The organism is Bacillus sp. JJ1532, from assembly GCF_036965085.1.
GTDB lineage: Bacteria > Bacillota > Bacilli > Bacillales > Cytobacillaceae > Cytobacillus.
In genome coordinates, this window is the sequence record NZ_JBALOW010000012.1 from 30,241 (window position 1) to 46,595 (window position 16,355).

Annotated in this window: 15 protein-coding genes and 1 pseudogene; 8 read left to right on the top strand and 8 right to left on the bottom strand. The window is 39.2% G+C overall.

The features are described from left to right. Positions 1–163: 163 nt before the first annotated feature. The 4 genes and pseudogenes from V7122_RS05225 (at position 164) to V7122_RS05240 (ending at position 3,162) form a co-directional block, all read left to right on the top strand. Positions 164–649, top strand: a complete 486-nt coding sequence (locus V7122_RS05225) for a low molecular weight protein-tyrosine-phosphatase (RefSeq protein WP_335346614.1) — start codon at positions 164–166, stop codon at positions 647–649. 17 nt (positions 650–666) lie between these two features. Continuing rightward, positions 667–1,605, top strand: a complete 939-nt coding sequence (locus V7122_RS05230) for a glycosyltransferase family protein (protein ID WP_335353376.1) — start codon at positions 667–669, stop codon at positions 1,603–1,605. A 620-nt stretch (positions 1,606–2,225) separates the two neighbouring features. After that, positions 2,226–2,396, top strand: a pseudogene (locus V7122_RS05235) (isocitrate lyase/phosphoenolpyruvate mutase family protein); the annotation flags it as partial. 13 nt (positions 2,397–2,409) lie between these two features. Further along, complete coding sequence (locus V7122_RS05240) at positions 2,410–3,162, top strand: YheC/YheD family protein (protein ID WP_335346612.1); 753 nt, start codon at positions 2,410–2,412, stop codon at positions 3,160–3,162. A gap of 112 nt (positions 3,163–3,274) precedes the next feature. Here the strand turns inward: V7122_RS05240 and V7122_RS05245 are convergent, their stop codons facing one another. After that, complete coding sequence (locus tag V7122_RS05245) at positions 3,275–3,796, bottom strand: YbaK/EbsC family protein (protein WP_335346611.1); 522 nt, start codon at positions 3,794–3,796, stop codon at positions 3,275–3,277. A 526-nt stretch (positions 3,797–4,322) separates the two neighbouring features. Beyond that, complete coding sequence (locus tag V7122_RS05250) at positions 4,323–5,471, bottom strand: acyl-CoA dehydrogenase family protein (RefSeq protein WP_335346610.1); 1,149 nt, start codon at positions 5,469–5,471, stop codon at positions 4,323–4,325. 365 nt (positions 5,472–5,836) lie between these two features. On the opposite strand from V7122_RS05250, the gene V7122_RS05255 reads away from it, so the two are divergent. From V7122_RS05255 to V7122_RS05270, 4 genes are all read left to right on the top strand, one after another. Further along, on the top strand, positions 5,837–6,589 hold the full coding sequence (locus V7122_RS05255) for an amino acid ABC transporter ATP-binding protein (RefSeq protein WP_335353375.1): 753 nt from the start codon (positions 5,837–5,839) through the stop codon (positions 6,587–6,589). Positions 6,590–6,606: 17 nt separating this feature from the next. Further along, on the top strand, positions 6,607–7,452 hold the full coding sequence (locus V7122_RS05260) for a transporter substrate-binding domain-containing protein (protein ID WP_335525981.1): 846 nt from the start codon (positions 6,607–6,609) through the stop codon (positions 7,450–7,452). A gap of 71 nt (positions 7,453–7,523) precedes the next feature. Beyond that, complete coding sequence (locus V7122_RS05265) at positions 7,524–8,225, top strand: amino acid ABC transporter permease (protein ID WP_335353373.1); 702 nt, start codon at positions 7,524–7,526, stop codon at positions 8,223–8,225. A 23-nt stretch (positions 8,226–8,248) separates the two neighbouring features. Next, positions 8,249–8,974: an amino acid ABC transporter permease gene (locus tag V7122_RS05270; protein ID WP_335525982.1), complete on the top strand. Its 726-nt coding sequence runs from the start codon at positions 8,249–8,251 to the stop codon at positions 8,972–8,974. Positions 8,975–9,305: 331 nt separating this feature from the next. Here V7122_RS05270 and V7122_RS05275 read toward each other — a convergent pair whose 3' ends face one another. The 6 genes from V7122_RS05275 to mtnK all read right to left on the bottom strand — a co-directional run bounded on the left by V7122_RS05275 (position 9,306) and on the right by mtnK (position 16,283). Beyond that, positions 9,306–10,148 carry a YitT family protein gene (locus V7122_RS05275; protein WP_335525983.1) on the bottom strand — a complete coding sequence of 281 codons (843 nt, stop codon included), beginning with the start codon at positions 10,146–10,148 and terminating at the stop codon, positions 9,306–9,308. Between the two features lie 132 nt (positions 10,149–10,280). After that, positions 10,281–11,270 carry an ABC transporter permease gene (locus V7122_RS05280; RefSeq protein ID WP_335347549.1) on the bottom strand — a complete coding sequence of 330 codons (990 nt, stop codon included), beginning with the start codon at positions 11,268–11,270 and terminating at the stop codon, positions 10,281–10,283. Further along, positions 11,239–12,777 carry a sugar ABC transporter ATP-binding protein gene (locus V7122_RS05285; RefSeq protein WP_335525984.1) on the bottom strand — a complete coding sequence of 513 codons (1,539 nt, stop codon included), beginning with the start codon at positions 12,775–12,777 and terminating at the stop codon, positions 11,239–11,241. The genes V7122_RS05280 and V7122_RS05285 overlap by 32 nt, the downstream gene beginning before the upstream one ends. Before the next feature lie 163 nt (positions 12,778–12,940). Next, positions 12,941–14,038: a sugar ABC transporter substrate-binding protein gene (locus tag V7122_RS05290; protein WP_335347547.1), complete on the bottom strand. Its 1,098-nt coding sequence runs from the start codon at positions 14,036–14,038 to the stop codon at positions 12,941–12,943. Beyond that, positions 14,038–15,096: an S-methyl-5-thioribose-1-phosphate isomerase gene (gene mtnA, locus V7122_RS05295; protein ID WP_335486202.1), complete on the bottom strand. Its 1,059-nt coding sequence runs from the start codon at positions 15,094–15,096 to the stop codon at positions 14,038–14,040. The genes V7122_RS05290 and mtnA overlap by 1 nt, the downstream gene beginning before the upstream one ends. Further along, positions 15,093–16,283 (bottom strand): S-methyl-5-thioribose kinase, encoded by a 1,191-nt coding sequence (gene mtnK, locus V7122_RS05300; RefSeq protein WP_335525985.1) that lies wholly within the window; start codon positions 16,281–16,283, stop codon positions 15,093–15,095. Before mtnK ends, mtnA begins: the two co-directional genes overlap by 4 nt. Between the last annotated feature and the right edge of the window lie 72 nt (positions 16,284–16,355).

A 16,355-nucleotide genomic window follows, 5' to 3' on the forward strand; every position in this document is an offset into this window, starting at 1 on the left:
TGTCTTGTCCTTTACCATCATATGTTTTAAGGAATATTTTGATTTGGGGATTTGAACCAATTTACTCCCATTATTGGTAATGGCCTATTTATCAATAAACATATTAAAACTTCTGACATACCATATAATGTGTCTTTCAAAACTTAGTATAAAGGAGTTAGAAATGATTAAAGTACTTTTTATATGTGCAGCAAATATCAATCGATCGCCAATGGCTGAGGCTATATTTTGCCAGTTAATCAAAACGAAAGGGCTAGATAGAAAATTTACTGTAGATTCAGCAGCAACTAATAAATTCCACGTGGGAAGGCGCCCATCTAAATCCACTCGTAAGTTTCTAGGTAAAATGAATATTCCCTATCAATGGATTCGTTCGCGCCAAGTGACTGCAAATGATCTTTCAGCCTTTGACTATATTGTTATTATGGACGAAGAAAATTTAAGCGTTTTAACGGATCGTTTTGGACAAACTAGCCAAATCCAATTTTTGCTCGATTATCTTCCTGAAGTGAAAAATAAAAATGTCCCTGACCCTTCAGTGACAGGCAACCACATGGTGACTTATAACTTACTATTGAAAAGCTGCGAAAAGCTATTGTTTCACATTATAAAACGTGAGGGGTTAGATATAGATAATGCAAATGTCTAAGAGAAATAGGAGGCTATATGAATAAATTAAAACTTCTATTTATTACTCGAGATTTTAGTCAATATGTTGAACGGAATACATTTTATTTAACGAATGAATTACGTAAATTGGTAGATGTAATAGAGTGGTTCAAACCTGGGGATATCCGTGAAATTCTAAAGAGCATACCTCAACAGCCCGATTTCATCTTGTTAAATGATTTGAAAGATACCAGATGCCCGACAATTACCGGGCTATCAACGCTAAAGATCCCTTTTGGCATTATTATGCATGATCTTCATTTGGAAATAGAGAAGCGAAAGCAATTTATAGAAGAGACAAATGTTAAATATATATTCAGCATATATAGAGATGCTTTTTTAAATGACTTCCGAAAATATAAGGATCGGATGTATTGGCTCCCGCACTTTGTTAATCCTTCAATCTTTAAGGATTACAGGCTAGAGAAAGATATTGATTATCTTCTGTTAGGTAAAGTTGCGTGGTATTACCCATTGAGAAAGAGGATAGTGAAAACAATGAGGAAGATACCTGGATTTGTTTACCGCATGCATCCAGGCTATCGCAATATTGGTGTAGCGGAAGAAAAAGTTTTTGTCGGCGAAAGCTATGCGAAGGAAATCAATCGGGCAAAAGTCTTTTTTACATGTGATTCGAGCCTTCATTATCCGATTATCAAGTATTATGAAGTCCTTGCATGCAACACCTTATTACTTGCCCCTTCCTTAAAGGAATTAAGGGATTTAGGCTTTATTCCCGGACAGCATTTTGTGGAAATTAACGGAAAAAACTTTTTAAAAATGGCCAGGTATTATTTAGAGCATGAAGACGAAAGAAAAAAAATTGCCCAACAAGGATATGAGATGGTTCATAAAAAACATACTGTCACCATTCGTGCGGCTCAGCTAGTTTCATATATTAAGGAAATACTGGACGATAGCACCATGAAAACCTAATTCATAAAAAATCACCTCCCTCTCCTTGATTCAGGGAAGTAATTTTTCACAATGCTTGAGTAGCGAAGAAAAATAAAACGGGAGTTGATCATATCTCTATGTTTAATCCGCAAAGGGCTATGGGAGAAAGTTAAACAAATAAGGATTATACGCTTGAAATAAAAAGGAAATCAAATCAATTAACGACCGCAGCATGGGAGAGAATGCAAAATTGATCACAAAAGAAAGCAGAGAATATCGTTAAAAATGTTGTCGGAAAATGTACGAAATGGCGATATTATTCTCATTCATTCTGTTTCAAAAATGACGGAGACAAAAAAAGCCCTTCCTATAATGATCAAAGCCCTTCAGGAAAGAAATTTTGACATAGTTGACCTGGAAACTTTATTGCAAATAAAAGCTTATAAATAAAAATGAGCATTTGGGAGCCCTTTTTAATTTTTATCTAGTTAAAATTTCTTTTATTTGTCCTATTCTTTAATGAAAAGCAAGTAATTCTAGGCAACATGACTCATTTTTGTTTGTTTGATATCAAAAAACCTTACTCTTACATAACTTAATAGGACAATAAGATACGTATATGTTGAAATGTTAACATCGTTGTAAAGTGAGGGATAACCATGAAGAAAACGACTAAATTAAAAAATTTGCTTAATTCCCAAAAACCTGAGTTTTTAATGGAGGCCCATAACGGTCTTTCCGCAAAGATCGTAGAGGAAGTGGGTTTTAAAGGGATCTGGGCTAGTGGACTATCGATTTCTGCATCAATGGGTGTTAGAGATAATATAGAAGGATTGATGAAAAGTGAAATATCTCGGTAATAACAAATGGACAAAGTACTCAATTATGATGGAAAATAAAGCCTTACAAAATCATCTGCCCGAAACAAGTAATTTTTCGGAAAGTGGCTTATGGGATTTGGTCGATAAGTATAGTACAGTCATTTTAAAGCCATCTAGCGGGAAAAGGGGAAGAAACATTTTCAAACTATCTTCATTGGGGGAGGGCAGGTACGAAATACATTATGAAGATAAAATAGATCTCTTTTTTGGAAGGAATAAAACCATCGACTATCTAAATAACAAGATCGACTTCCGTTCTTATCTAATACAACGTTTCATTCCCCTTTTAACAATTAACGGATCTCCATTCGATATGCGTGTGATTACCCAAAGGTACAATGATTCAAATACATGGTTTGTGACCGGCAAGGTTGCAAAAGTGGCAGGGAAAGGATTTATTGTTACCAATAATGAACTTAGTGGCGGGTCAGTGCTCCATGTTAAACAAGCTATACAAAATTCCCACTTAACTAATTCACCTGATAAAATTGACTTCTTACTTTCCGAAATTGATCGTGTTGCATTATTGGGAACCAATTGTCTAGCAGGCTACTACAAAGAGAAGTGTATTTTCGGATTCGATATTGGTATAGATCAACTGGGTCATATTTGGATCATTGAGGGAAATTCTCGTCCGTCATTGTCCCATTTTTATAAATTAGGGGATAAAGCCACATATCGGACAATAAGGGAAATCCAAAAGAAAAATCTGTAGACAAGGTAGACCCCAAGTTCATACGTTCTTTTTATAAAAGATGTTTGAGACGGTTGCCCATTTCAAACATCTTTTTAGCATCCCCTTGAAAAAAATCCAATATTGTTTTTTATTAATTTTTCTCAAGAGCCCCGACTGCCTCAATTACCTGAGCGTCCTCAGAGACCCACCCTTTACAAACATCTACCCATTGTTTAGCCGAGGAGTATTCAAATATTTCCTCACACGTTAGCTCAATGGCCGAGTTTGTGCTTCCGCAGGCAGGAAAAATCGTATTAAAGCGCTTCATAGAAACATCTAAATATATGCCTAATTCATTGGCTAATCCGAAGGGGCAAACTCCGCCAATTACATGTCCCGTTTGCTCCACTACTTCTTCAGCAGAAAGCATTCGGGCTTTAAAGCCAAACGTTTCACGGAATTTCTTGTTATCGATTTTGGCATCCCCTGCTGCGACTACTAAAATGGCTTGATCCCCTTCCCCGCGGAACGATAAGGTTTTGGCAATCCGCGCCGGAATGACGCCAATCGCTTCTGCTGCCATATCAACCGTTGCACTCGATACGTCGAATTCCATAATATCGGCTGCACGATTCCATTTTTTAAAATGATTTTTCACACTTTCTAAAGACATCTTTTTCTTCCTTTCTTTTCATAAATTAGGTAAATCATAACACCCTTTAACACTGTAAAGCAAAAGGAATGATTTTATTTCTTCAGAATTTACTTACTCTTCTTTTGTGGGAATTTATAAAAATCATATATTGAACCACTACAACTACGTAGTAGTTATTTTTCTTTTTCTTTTTCTTTTTGTCCCATTATCGTGGACGTATCGTCTGAACCAGATTGGAAAATTAATAAAGAAAAATTAGCCCATGACTCGTATCGTTTTCTACATTTTCCCTCCCCCTTTCCTAGGTTCTCAAAAGTCGATTCACCTTTTATATATAGATTAGCTTTAAAAAAGGACACGTTTTTTTAAATCTACATAAAAAGCCTATCACCGTTTATGATGATAAGCTAAATATGTGGAACAACGGTTGTCCATCTTTCAGTGTGTGTTTTCAAAAATGTGCAGATAATTATCTGCTTTTAATCCATTTTTGCAAACAAAAGAGCGTCAATTGAATGGACGCTCTTTTTAAAATTAATCAAGGCTATTTGTTCAAAGCCGTTAATGCCAGCTTCCGAATCGTGACATCATCCATAGGCGGATTATGAAGGCCTGCCCTTACATCCCTATAATATCTTTGAAGCGGATTTTTACGCTGCAAGCTTTTTGCTCCCACAACCCTCATCGCCTTATCAACAATGGAAATGGCGGAATTCGTCACCGTATGCTTCACGGCGCCAAGCTCATTCGTTATATAGCTGCGTCTGTCTTCATCATCATATGCTGCCGCTGCACTATATAAAAAATGTCTTGCTTGCATAAGCTCAAGCTCGATTTGACCGATTAAATTTTGGACATTTGGCAGCTGGCTTATAGGTCCGTTTAAACTATTAGGCGAATATTCATTAGCAAATTGGATAGCGTAGTCGCGTGCTGCTTGTGCAATCCCAAGGTAGCAGGCAGGAATATGAATCGTCCAGCCATTTAGCTGATCGCCTCTTGGGCCTTGGTTGATTTCAACTAGCTTTGATTCCTCGACAATAACCTTCTCAAGTACAAGGTCATGACTTTCTGTTCCCCTCATCGAAATAACATCCCATGTTTCCTCGATGCTTAACCCTTCTAAATCCTTGTGCAGCAAAAAGAACCCGATTGCTTGCTTATCCTCCATCCAAGCAGAAACAAGAAAATGCGTTAAAACCGGGGACATGGTTGTGAAGTTTTTCCTCCCTGTAATCTCCCAACGCCCATTCTTTTTTATCGCATAGGTGCCTGGGCGGCCTCCTCTAGTCGGACTTCCTGTTTGTGCTTCACTAACGGCACGGTTGACTAATGCTCCTTTAAGCACCTCATCAGCAAAGAAGTTTAATTTTTCGTCAGCCCAAAGCTTTTTCTCATAGATTTCACCGACTACTCCCATATGCCAGCCAATAGAGAGAGCTGTTGCTCCATCGAAGCTGGCTAATGTTTCTTGGAGCAGGACCATATCATACGTACTTAAACCACCTCCGCCATAAGCCGCTGGTAAGGTTTGTGTTGTATATCCCATTTCAATTAATCTATGAATATTCTCTTTAGGAAACTTTGATTGTTCATCATATTCAGCGGATTTACTTTTAAATTGAGCTTCTTTTTCATGCAGCTTTTGAAGCCAAATTCTTTGAGTGTCATTTTTTATAAATAAATCTAACATTTTCTTCACACATCCTTAACCAGAATGATTTTTCACGCATACATTATTCCTATAATTCCGATTATTATTATTGGCTTTGATAATAACGAAATTCCATAACAACGTCAAGAATTTTTATTATTTTTTATCAGCTTATTATTAATAATTCCTTTGGTTTAGCATATTACAAAAATTTTAAAGATACTTTAAATCCTACTTTACAGATGCGATTAATGATGATAATGTTTGGATTATGATATTTGAACATTCTAAATAGTGTTAACTATTTTTTCCCAATGTCTAGCTTCAGCGAATGAACATCGCAGGAACAATTGTCCTTTGATTGTTCCGAAGGCGCTTGCACTTTTCTAACAAGGAGGGGGAATATGATCGAGTTAAAAAATATCCAAAAGCATTTTAAAAAAAATCATGTATTAAAAGGGATCGACCTCGAAGTTAATAAAGGGGATGTTGTAGCCATTATTGGCCCGAGCGGATCAGGAAAAACTACACTCCTCAGATGCATCAACTACTTGGAGCGCCCGGATGATGGACTAATAAGTGTTGACGGGTTTACCGTTCAAGGAAAGCATCCCCCCAAGCAGGATATTCTTACATTAAGAAGAAAAACCGCCATGGTTTTTCAGCACTATAACCTGTTCAAGAATAAAACGGTTCTGGAAAATGTGATGGAAGGGCTCATAGTAGCTAAAAAACTGCCTAAAGCCGAAGCAAAGGATATCAGTCTATCTCTCCTTCAGAAGGTAGGGCTGGCTGAAAAAGTAAATGATTATCCTTCACAGCTTTCTGGTGGTCAACAGCAGCGGGTTGGCATAGCACGGGCGCTTGCATTAAATCCATCGGTCATTTTATTTGATGAGCCCACTTCCGCTCTCGACCCAGAAATGGTTGGAGAAGTGCTGTCAATTATTAAGCAAATAGCAGGTGAAGGCATCACCATGGTGATCGTGACACATGAAATTGATTTCGCCAGAGAAGTAGCGAATCGAGTTGTCTTTATGGACGAAGGCGTCATTGTGGAACAAGGGCATCCCCAGGATGTACTCATTCATCCAAAACACGAGCGGATGAAGCAGTTTCTAAAACGGCTAGTCCGTGAACCAGAATATCTAATTTAAAGCAGGAGGTCGTTTTAATGAAAGGTTTAATTAATACAGCGATTCTAGCATTTGTGCTTATACTTAGCCTCGCAGGCTGCTCGCAAAGCACAGGCTCAGGAAAAGACGATGGAAAAATAGTTGTAAAGGTAGCCTTAAGCGATGAAGTCAATCCCCCATTCTTGTATACAGATGAAAATAACAATCCAATTGGCTATGACATGGACTATATGAAGGAAATCGAGAAAAAGCTTCCTGAATATAAATTCGAATATCTTTTTGGAGAAGAAGAAGCCAATTTAGTTGGTGTTGATACAGGTAAATACACATTCGCGATTAATTGGTTCTTTAAAAATCCTGAAAGACAAGAGAAGTTTCTTTTTCCTGAACAAGAATTCGGATATTCCCTTACTTCGCTCGTGACAAAGAAGGATCGCAATGATATTAAATCTTTGGATGACATGGTCGGCAAAAAGTTCCCGCCAATGGCACCGAGCGGCGGATTACGTACTATTCTTAATTCATACAACGATAAACACAAAGATAACCCGTTAACACTCGATACCATTGAGCACGCTTCAAATGCTGATAATTTAAAAAGAGTAGCTGAAGGTAAGGCTGATGCTATATTCCTAAATGTAACAACCTTTAATGAAATGCAGAAACAAATGAATCTTGATTTAAAAGTTAGCGGAATCGTTTCAAAGGAACCAATTTGGGTTGTTTTCAATAAAAAGGAAACCGAGCTTGCACAGAAGATGGATAAAGCGACTGCTGAATTAATTGAAGACGGCACCCTTTCAAAGCTGTCTGAAAAATGGTTCGATGTCGACTTCTTTAAGGATTTGGAATTTATCAATCAAGAAGGCTTTAAATTTGAGTAATAGTTTTATAGATTGACTCCGACGGCAGCGATGAACGTTGGAGTCATTTTTACAGCAGGCGGTGAAATAAAATGATTAGTTCGGGATTCTCCGATTGGCTGGACTTATTAATGAGAGTATTAAATAAGCTCCCGCTTACTTTACTTATGTTAGGTGTTTCACTTTTCTTTTCTTTAATTATCGGTGTTATTGTCGCCATTGTCCGGATTCAAAAAAAACCGATTTCATATGCAGTTGCAACATTTTATTTGTCTTTCATGCGTTGTACGCCATTATTAGTTCAGCTATTCCTCGTTTATTTTGGACTCCCGCAGCTACTGTTGCTTGTAAATATTGATATTAATGGCTGGGATCGTTTTGTATTTGTTGTAATTGCCTTTTCTTTATATACAGGCGCCTACCTTTCTGAAGTGATTAGATCCGCCTATATGGCAGTCGGAAGGGACCAATTGGAGGCTGCCTACAGTATAGGAATGAGCTACTCACAGGCTTTGCGGAGAATCATTCTGCCTCAGGCGTTTTTAGTGGCCTTACCGGATCTCGGGAATAATATTATTGAATTGCTGAAGGATACCTCCCTTGCCTTTACGATTGGCATCATTGATATTATGGGGCAGGTTCGGATTATTCTAGGAAATAACTACGGAATCGGCATGTTCGAAGTGTACTTTACCATTTCGTTAGTGTATTGGGGCACATGTATTGTAATAGAAAATTTGATTGCACTTTTAGAAAAGGGATTAAAAAAGGGCCGTGTCAGCATTGCAGATTAATTTTTTAAAGGTAGTGATCTCTCTTGACTTTTATCGACTTTGACTTTGCATTAAAGCAATTTCCAGAGGTGCTGAAAGGTGTACCTTTAACTCTGATTATTGCGGTTATTTCTATGATCCTCGGAATCATGTTTGGCCTTTTGATTGCATTATGCCGAATTTATAAAGTGCCCGTTTTGCATCGAATCGCTATGTTGTACGTCTCCTTTATTAGAGGCGTGCCGATGATTGTACTCCTTTTCGTATTATTCTATGGGATACCCGCTCTGTTTGATCTCATAAATAAACAGCTTGGATGGAGTCTGGATGCTGATCAAATTTCACCTGTTGTGTATGCCTTAATCGCCTATACCCTGAATACAGCGGCTTACCAGTCCGAAATTTTCCGCGCATCCATCAATGCCACCCATGCCGGCCAAATGGAAGCTGCCTATTCAGTGGGCATGACGACAGCTCAAGGCTTACGAAGAATTATTTTGCCGCAAGCAATGGTCCTTTCTCTACCTAATCTAGGCAATACATTTATTGGTCTCATAAAGGCAACTTCTCTTGCTTTTGCGGTTAAGGTCATTGAAATCATGGGCATGGCGAAAATTATTGCGAATGATGGCTATAAGTATTTGGAAATGTATTTAGTGGCAGCTTTGGTTTATTGGATTCTCTGTTTTGTCTTTGAAGTTCTTTTTGCACAGCTTGAGAAAAGAATGAGGCGCTACGAGGCGAGGATGGATGAGGGGATGTCTGTTTAAAGCAGAGGGCATGATTTGATGGACAGGTTTTTGCCGTAACTCGAAAACCTGTCCAATAAACTTGGTTTGGTGGACAGCTTTTTGCCGTAACTCGGAAACCTGTCCAATAAGCTTGGTTTGGTGGACAGCTTTTTGCCGATACCCGGGAACCTGTCCAATAAGCTTGGGTTTTCGGACAGGTTTTGGCAAAAACCCGGGAACCTGTCCAATAAATCTTCACTAGCTGGATGAACCTATTCATCACACCAAATGACAGTAAGCCACAAAATAAGGATGTTTGAAAGGGGAACTAGGCCCCATTTCAAACATCCTTTTCAACTTTCTTCTTGTATTAATCCGCTTTTGAAATCTCCCCAAAGCCTAATCCAAACACGTCTCGGACATCATGAATGGCAATAAATGCATGGGAGTCTGCTTCTTTCACAATTTTCTTCAGCTTCACAATTTCCTGGCTGCTTATGACTATATAGAGGATATCCTTTTGCGCTTTTGTGTAATAGCCGCTTCCGGAAAAGACAGTCACACCTCTATGCATCTCCTCATTCACCTTCTGCGCAATTTGATCAGGCTCTGTTGAAATGATTGTTACCGCTTTTTTCGTGTTAATCCCCTCAATAACGAATTCCATTACCTTTGTTGCAATATACAGCATTAAAATCGTCAGCATCAGCTTCTCAGCGCCAATGATAAAATAGGAAGAAAACGCAACAATTAAATCAAAAAATAATAAGCCATAGGCTAAATTCCAGCCAAGATATTTCTGGGTGATTCTAGCTAAGATGGTCGATCCGGCTGTTGTCCCGCCTACGCGAATGATTAACCCAATCCCCACACCAATAATAACAGCTCCAAAAATAGTGGAGACGACAATTTCATTGGAATCAATCGTCCAGCCTTCTGTCAAATGCAAAAATATAGAATTCAATACAACCGCAATAATCGTATAAATCGTTGTCATTTTACTCAAAAATTTATATCCAACCATTAACAAAATTGAATTTAGAACAAAGTTAACGAGACCCGGCGACCATTGCCAGAGGTAGTAAGCGATAATGGTAATCCCAGTTACCCCTCCCTCGCCTAGCTCATTCGGGATAATAAATACATTAACCCCTATTGCAAATAGAAAAGCTCCAATAAAAATATATACAATATCTACAATCCTTTTTTTCATATATGTACCATCCTTGTACCTGTAGAATCATCCCATTATACTTTGATAGAATGTACTTTTCAACCTATTAAGAGGAAAAAAATGCCTGACCCCATATGCGTCAATTCCAACGCACCGAAGCTCAGGCACCCTTTAATGAGAGAATTTATTTTTCGCGTGCATATAAGTGACAGCCAATGCCAGCACTAATACAGAACCTTTTACAATATCAAAAGCATAATAAGGGAGATTCAAAATGGTCAGTCCGTTTAGCAAAATTCCAATAACGGCTGCACCAAAAAATGTCCCGATTGCATTTGGTTTACCAGCACCAAGCACGGAATAACCAACAAATACGGCGGCAACTGCCTCCATTAAAAGGGGTGCGCCGGCATCAATTTGCCCAGATCCCACACGCGCTGTAAATAATATTCCTGCGATTGAAGCAAAAATGCCAGAGACGACATAGGAAGCAAACTTTACCTTCTTAACGTTTACTCCGGATAAAGTGGCTGCTTCCGCATTGCCCCCCGTCATATATAAAATTCGACCCCATCTCGTATGATTTAACACTAGAAAAGTAACAATCACTAACAACAGCATAATCCACACAGGAACCGGAAGTCCGAGCATTTTCCCTTGTCCGATCCAGAGGAAGGCACTTGAAAATTCACCAATCGCAGTTCCTCCTGAGGTTAAGGGCATATGATTATAAATCGAATAGCCCTCCGTATACGTTCGGTGAAGCCCCGCAACAATATACATCGTGCTTAATGTTGCAAGCAAATCAGGAATCCCAATGACGACAATTAATAACGTATTGAAAACCCCAACAAGGACACCTACAAGGATGGGCAAAATCAGCACAAGCCAGAGCGGCATATCATACCAGACCATTAATGAGGCTGTAACAACTGTTGACAATGACATCGTTGATCCAACTGACAAGTCAAAACCGTTAACGACTAAAGTGAATGTTACTCCTAAAGCCAGTACCGTAACGATGGAAATCGAGCGCAGAATGTCGGCAAAATTCCCATATGTGAAAAATGCATCGCTAATCAAACTAAAGTAAAGGATAATAAATATCATTAGGGCAATGGCACCGTATTTAAATAGAAACTGAATGCTTTTCTCTTTCATGCTGCTCTTCCTTTCCGCCGCTTGCATACAGCAAAATCTTCTCTTGTGTGGCTTCGTTACGGGAAAACTCCTTCACGATTTTACCATCGTACATGACAAGAATTCGATCTGATATTCCAAGGATTTCATGAATTTCACTAGAAAAATAGATAACCCCTTTTTGCTTTTCTGAGATTTGCCGGATGAGTTTAAAAATATCAACCTTTGCACCAATATCTACACCCTTCGTTGGCTCATCGAATAAATAAATGCTGGAATCCAGCGAGGTCCACTTTCCTATCGCGACCTTCTGCTGATTCCCACCGCTTAAATGTACAAGCGGGGTTTCGGTATTATTTGTCTTTATTTGGAGACTGGCGATGATTTGGTTGGTAAAGGCTGTTTCAGATGGCTTATGCATAAAAAAGCCCCGCGTGAATTTTCGTAGATTTGGAAAGGTGGAATTGATTCTTAGAGATTCATGAACAAACAGACCTTCTTTCCGTCGTTCTTCTGGAACAAGGGCAATACCCGCTTTAATGGCATCGGATGGATGGTGAATTTTTGCCTCTTTCTTGTTGAGTGAAATTTTCCCTTGCTTAGCCGGAGTCACCCCGAATAAAGTCTTCGCAAGCTCTGTCTTACCAGCACCAACTAAACCAACAACCCCAACAATTTCTCCTTTAGAAACAGAAAAAGAAATATGATGAAGCTTATGGCCATCAGTTAATTCTGATACTTCTAGTAATGTTGAACCGATGTGCTTCTCATGCTTTCCAAGTTCACTAGTAAAAGCGTCACCGAGCATATCCTCAATAACCTGGTCTTGGGTAGTTAAAGCCGTTTCTGAAGTACTCACTGTTTTCCCTTCCCGCATCACAGTTACTCGATCACAAATTTCAAATACTTCCGGAAGCCGGTGTGAAATAAACACACAGCCTACACCTTGATTTTTTAATTTTTCCATCACGGAAAACAGCATCTCCGATTCATGAACAGATAGTGGGGCAGTCGGTTCATCGAAAATAATAATTTTTGCCGAGTGAACTAATGCCCGTGCGATTAAAACAATCTGTTTTTCAGCAAGCGTTAGCTCTAGGGCTTGCTTTTGTACGGAAATATGCTCGGACTGAAGCTGTTTCAATGCCTCTTTTGCTCTTTCGTTGATCTTTTTTTTAGAAATGAAGAGAGTTTTTTGAGAGGCAAATGTATCAAGCATAATATTTTCAGCAACAGAAAGTTCAGGTACAATGGCTGTATCGACCTCTTGGTAAACACAATATACTCCCTGTTCCTTTGCTGCTTTAGGTGACTGGAACCGAATCTCCTTTCCATCAAGGAGAATTTCTCCGCCGTCATGCTCATACACGCCGGACAGAATTTTCATGAGCGTACTTTTCCCGGCGCCATTCGCACCAAGCAGTGCATGGATTTCTCCCTTTTTAAGCTGAAAAGAAGCATCATTCAGTGCCGATACTTTCCCAAATTGTTTTTGTATTTTCCCCATCGCAAGCAGCGTATCCGCCATGAAAATACCTCCTTTCTAAACTGGACATTCGTTGTTTCCACTTTTCTCGCCTTTTCGGGAAAAACGGGAAACTTCCTAGACTTTCATTCTATTTTTCTCGTGTTTCCCCAGAAAAACGGGAAACTATTCAACAGTTGGTTTCCCGTTCAATCTCTTTCGTTGCTTATTTAAGCTGTCCCTCTAATTCCTTTAATGCATCGTTATAGCCTTGTTCACTCGCTCCCCAGCCTTCGATGTATTCGCTAAGCTCGTTTGTAGTGACTTGTTGATCAGGAAGTTTGGCTTTGTCTACAAATACTGGGTTAAGGACAATTTTTTGCTCCGGATTTTCGCCATTGATTTTTTGGTATAAATATCGCACTTGGATGCGTCCGATATCCTTTGGATCAACTGCTGCAGAAGCAACCCATGGGCTATTTTCCTTTTGAATCATCTGTAGGTCTTCATCACTCATGTCGATGCTGTAAACTTTAATGTCCGTTCTTCCAGCTTGCTCAATGGCACGAACAGCACCTTTAGCAAACTCATCCCAAGCTGCCCAGACAGCTGTTATTTGTCCTTCCTTCGGATATTGCTTCAAAATTGCTTCCATTTGTGCCTGTGTATCTAATGCTGTATTAGCTGTAGCTGCTCCAAATGCAGCAATTTCTTTAATGCCAGGGTTGTTTTTCAAAAATGCTTCATAAGCTACTTGTCTTCTTTCCATTGGTGCAAAGCCAGCTACCCAAATTTTTACGATATTAGCTTCACCATTTGCATCTTCGCCTAGTTTATTCAACGTCATTTCGGCCATTTTCTGATCGCCTTGCTCTAACACAGGAACTCCTTCAACCTCAACACCAGCATCAAATGCAATGACCGGAATCCCCTTTTCTACAGCTTTTTCAACTCCGTTATTTAAAGCTTCTTTTGTTCCGTGATCGATTAATATCCCGTCAAAGCCTTGGTTAATGGCTGCATCCAGGTTAGAAGCCATTTTTGCTAAGTCCCCTTCAGATGTAAAAACATTTACCGTTCCGCCGAATTTTTCTACCTGCTCTTTTACACCTTCAATATATTGAGCTGAAAATGTCCCTAAGTTTTGCTGCATCACTAATGCAATTTTTTTATTAGCAAGCGGATGGTCTGATTTCTCTGCATTTTTTGGTGCATCCGATTCTTTTTGATCGGAAGTAGCCGTATTGCTTTTTGGCTGACATCCTACTAAAAATGCCGAAACTAGTAAAATAGCTAAAAGTAATATCGATAGTTGTTTTTTCATTATTTTTCTCCCTCTCTAACTAGCTCACCTAAAAGGCTTTTGATATTTTCATTGAAGTTTGGATAGATAATCCCTTTTTCCGTAATGATGGCCGTAATATATTCCGCAGGAGTGACGTCAAACGCCGGATTAAAAACATTTGTATTAAGTGGCGCTACTGGGATGCCGCCAATATGGGTAATTTCCTCAGCCTTTCGCTCTTCAATTGGAATCTCCATTCCACTCGAAATTGAAAGATCAAAGGTTGAAGCTGGAGCTGCTACATAAAATGGGATATTGAAATGTTTAGCTAAAATCGCCAAGCCCAGGGTACCGATTTTATTCGCTGTGTCTCCATTAGCAGCAATCCGGTCAGCCCCGACAATAATCGCTTCAATTCCCTTTGAGTGAATCGTATGGGCCGCCATGCTGTCCGTGATCAAAGTGACATCGACACCTGATTGCTGCAACTCCCAAACGGTTAGCCTTGAGCCTTGGAATACTGGACGCGTTTCACATGCATACACATGAAACTGTTTTTCTCGTTCAATGCCAAGATGGAAAGGCGCAAGTGCTGTCCCGTATTTTGCCGTTGCAATGGACCCTGCATTGCATATTGTCATCACATTCGTAAAGCTATTTAACAATGACAGGGCATGCTCGCCAATTTGTCTGCACGTTTCTTCATCTTCTACATGAATCTTAATTGCTTCTTCAAGAATAGTCGTTTTTGCTTCATTGACGCTTTTCGCTTCCTCCGCCACTGCTACAATTCTTTCAAGCGCCCAGAATAAATTGACTGCTGTTGGTCGTGAACCTGCTAGATAACGAAAATCCTTTTGAAGATGTTCGTGGAATTCCTTTAATTGTTTCGTTTCATATTGCTGCGCCGCGATCGCAAGTCCATATGCAGCAGTTATCCCAATTGCAGGCGCTCCACGGACTTTTAAAGTAACAATAGCATCGAATACTTCCTCAATCGTATCAAGCTGAAGATACTCAATTTGATGAGGGAGCTTTTGCTGATCAAGAATAATCAGATGTCCATCTTTCCATTCAATTGATGTTGGAACCTTCATGCCTTCCTCTCTCCTAACAGTGAAATAGCTTCACTTACTGAATTTAACACGTGACGATTTAAGATTAATGTTTCGCCTAATGCAAGTGCCCGTCTCTTAGCTGCAATTCTTTTCTCATGATCCTCAATACCGTCTAAATCCTTTACATGTGCAAGACCAATCGTCCTTCTAATCAACTCACAGCCAGCAAAGCCGAGTGTGTCAGAAAAGATTTTCTGTAAAATGTATTCTCTATAGCCTTCGACCTTTGTATAAACTTCCAGGTTTGACTCTTCCCATAATTCAGTAAATACTGAGCGAAAAACGGTCCAGGTATTCTCGATATGTTCAAAAATAACAGATCGATTCGCTTCCTCTCTTGAAATCCCATGAAGAAATAGATTTCCGATAAATAAACCAACATCAAATCCAATCGGGCCATAAAAAGCAAATTCAGGATCAATTACTTTCGTTTCTGTGCTGCTTGCAAAAATACTGCCAGTATGTAGATCCCCATGTAATAATGCTTCTGCTTCAGTTAAAAAGCTTAGCTTTAACTTAGCCGCTTCAAGCTTCAAAAGGCTATTATGCCAAATGGCTTCTACATCTGCACGCAATTCTGGTTCAAAATCATTTGTATCATGGTCGAAGAAAGGATCGGTAAAAATCAGATCTTCTGTAATTTTACAAAGCTCAGGATTTGAAAATTCAACTGCTAAACGTTTTTTCTCAAATGGATGCAAGGCAAAGTCCGATGTTGAAAATAGCGTTCTTGCTAAATATTCGCCAATATCGCTTGATAGCTTTGGATAAGATTCCCCTTTAATAAGTCCCTCACGAGCAATCGTTAAATGCGATAAATCTTCCATAACCGTAATAGCTAGGTCTTCATCAGCATGGTAAACCTCTGGCACAAGCTGAGGAACAAACTCACCATGCTTTTTCAGCGCATTCGTTTCGATCGTTGCCCGCTTTAATGTGAGCGGCCAGCTTTCCCCCACTACCTTTGCATAAGGGAGCGCTTGCTTGATAATAACGCCTTTTTCATTTATTGAGTCAGTTATATGGAATACATAATTCAGATTGCCATCTCCAATTTCGCGACAGTTCAATACTGAACCTTCAGAAAATAGATTTAGCTCTTTCGCAAGCTTCACCGCTGTCTCATCAGTCAACGGCTCATACTGTTTCTTTTGTAAAATTGTCATCTTTTCTCACCCTATCTATGAAAATATAAAAAGCCTCTTTCTCATCACGAAAGAGGCTTACGAATACAAATT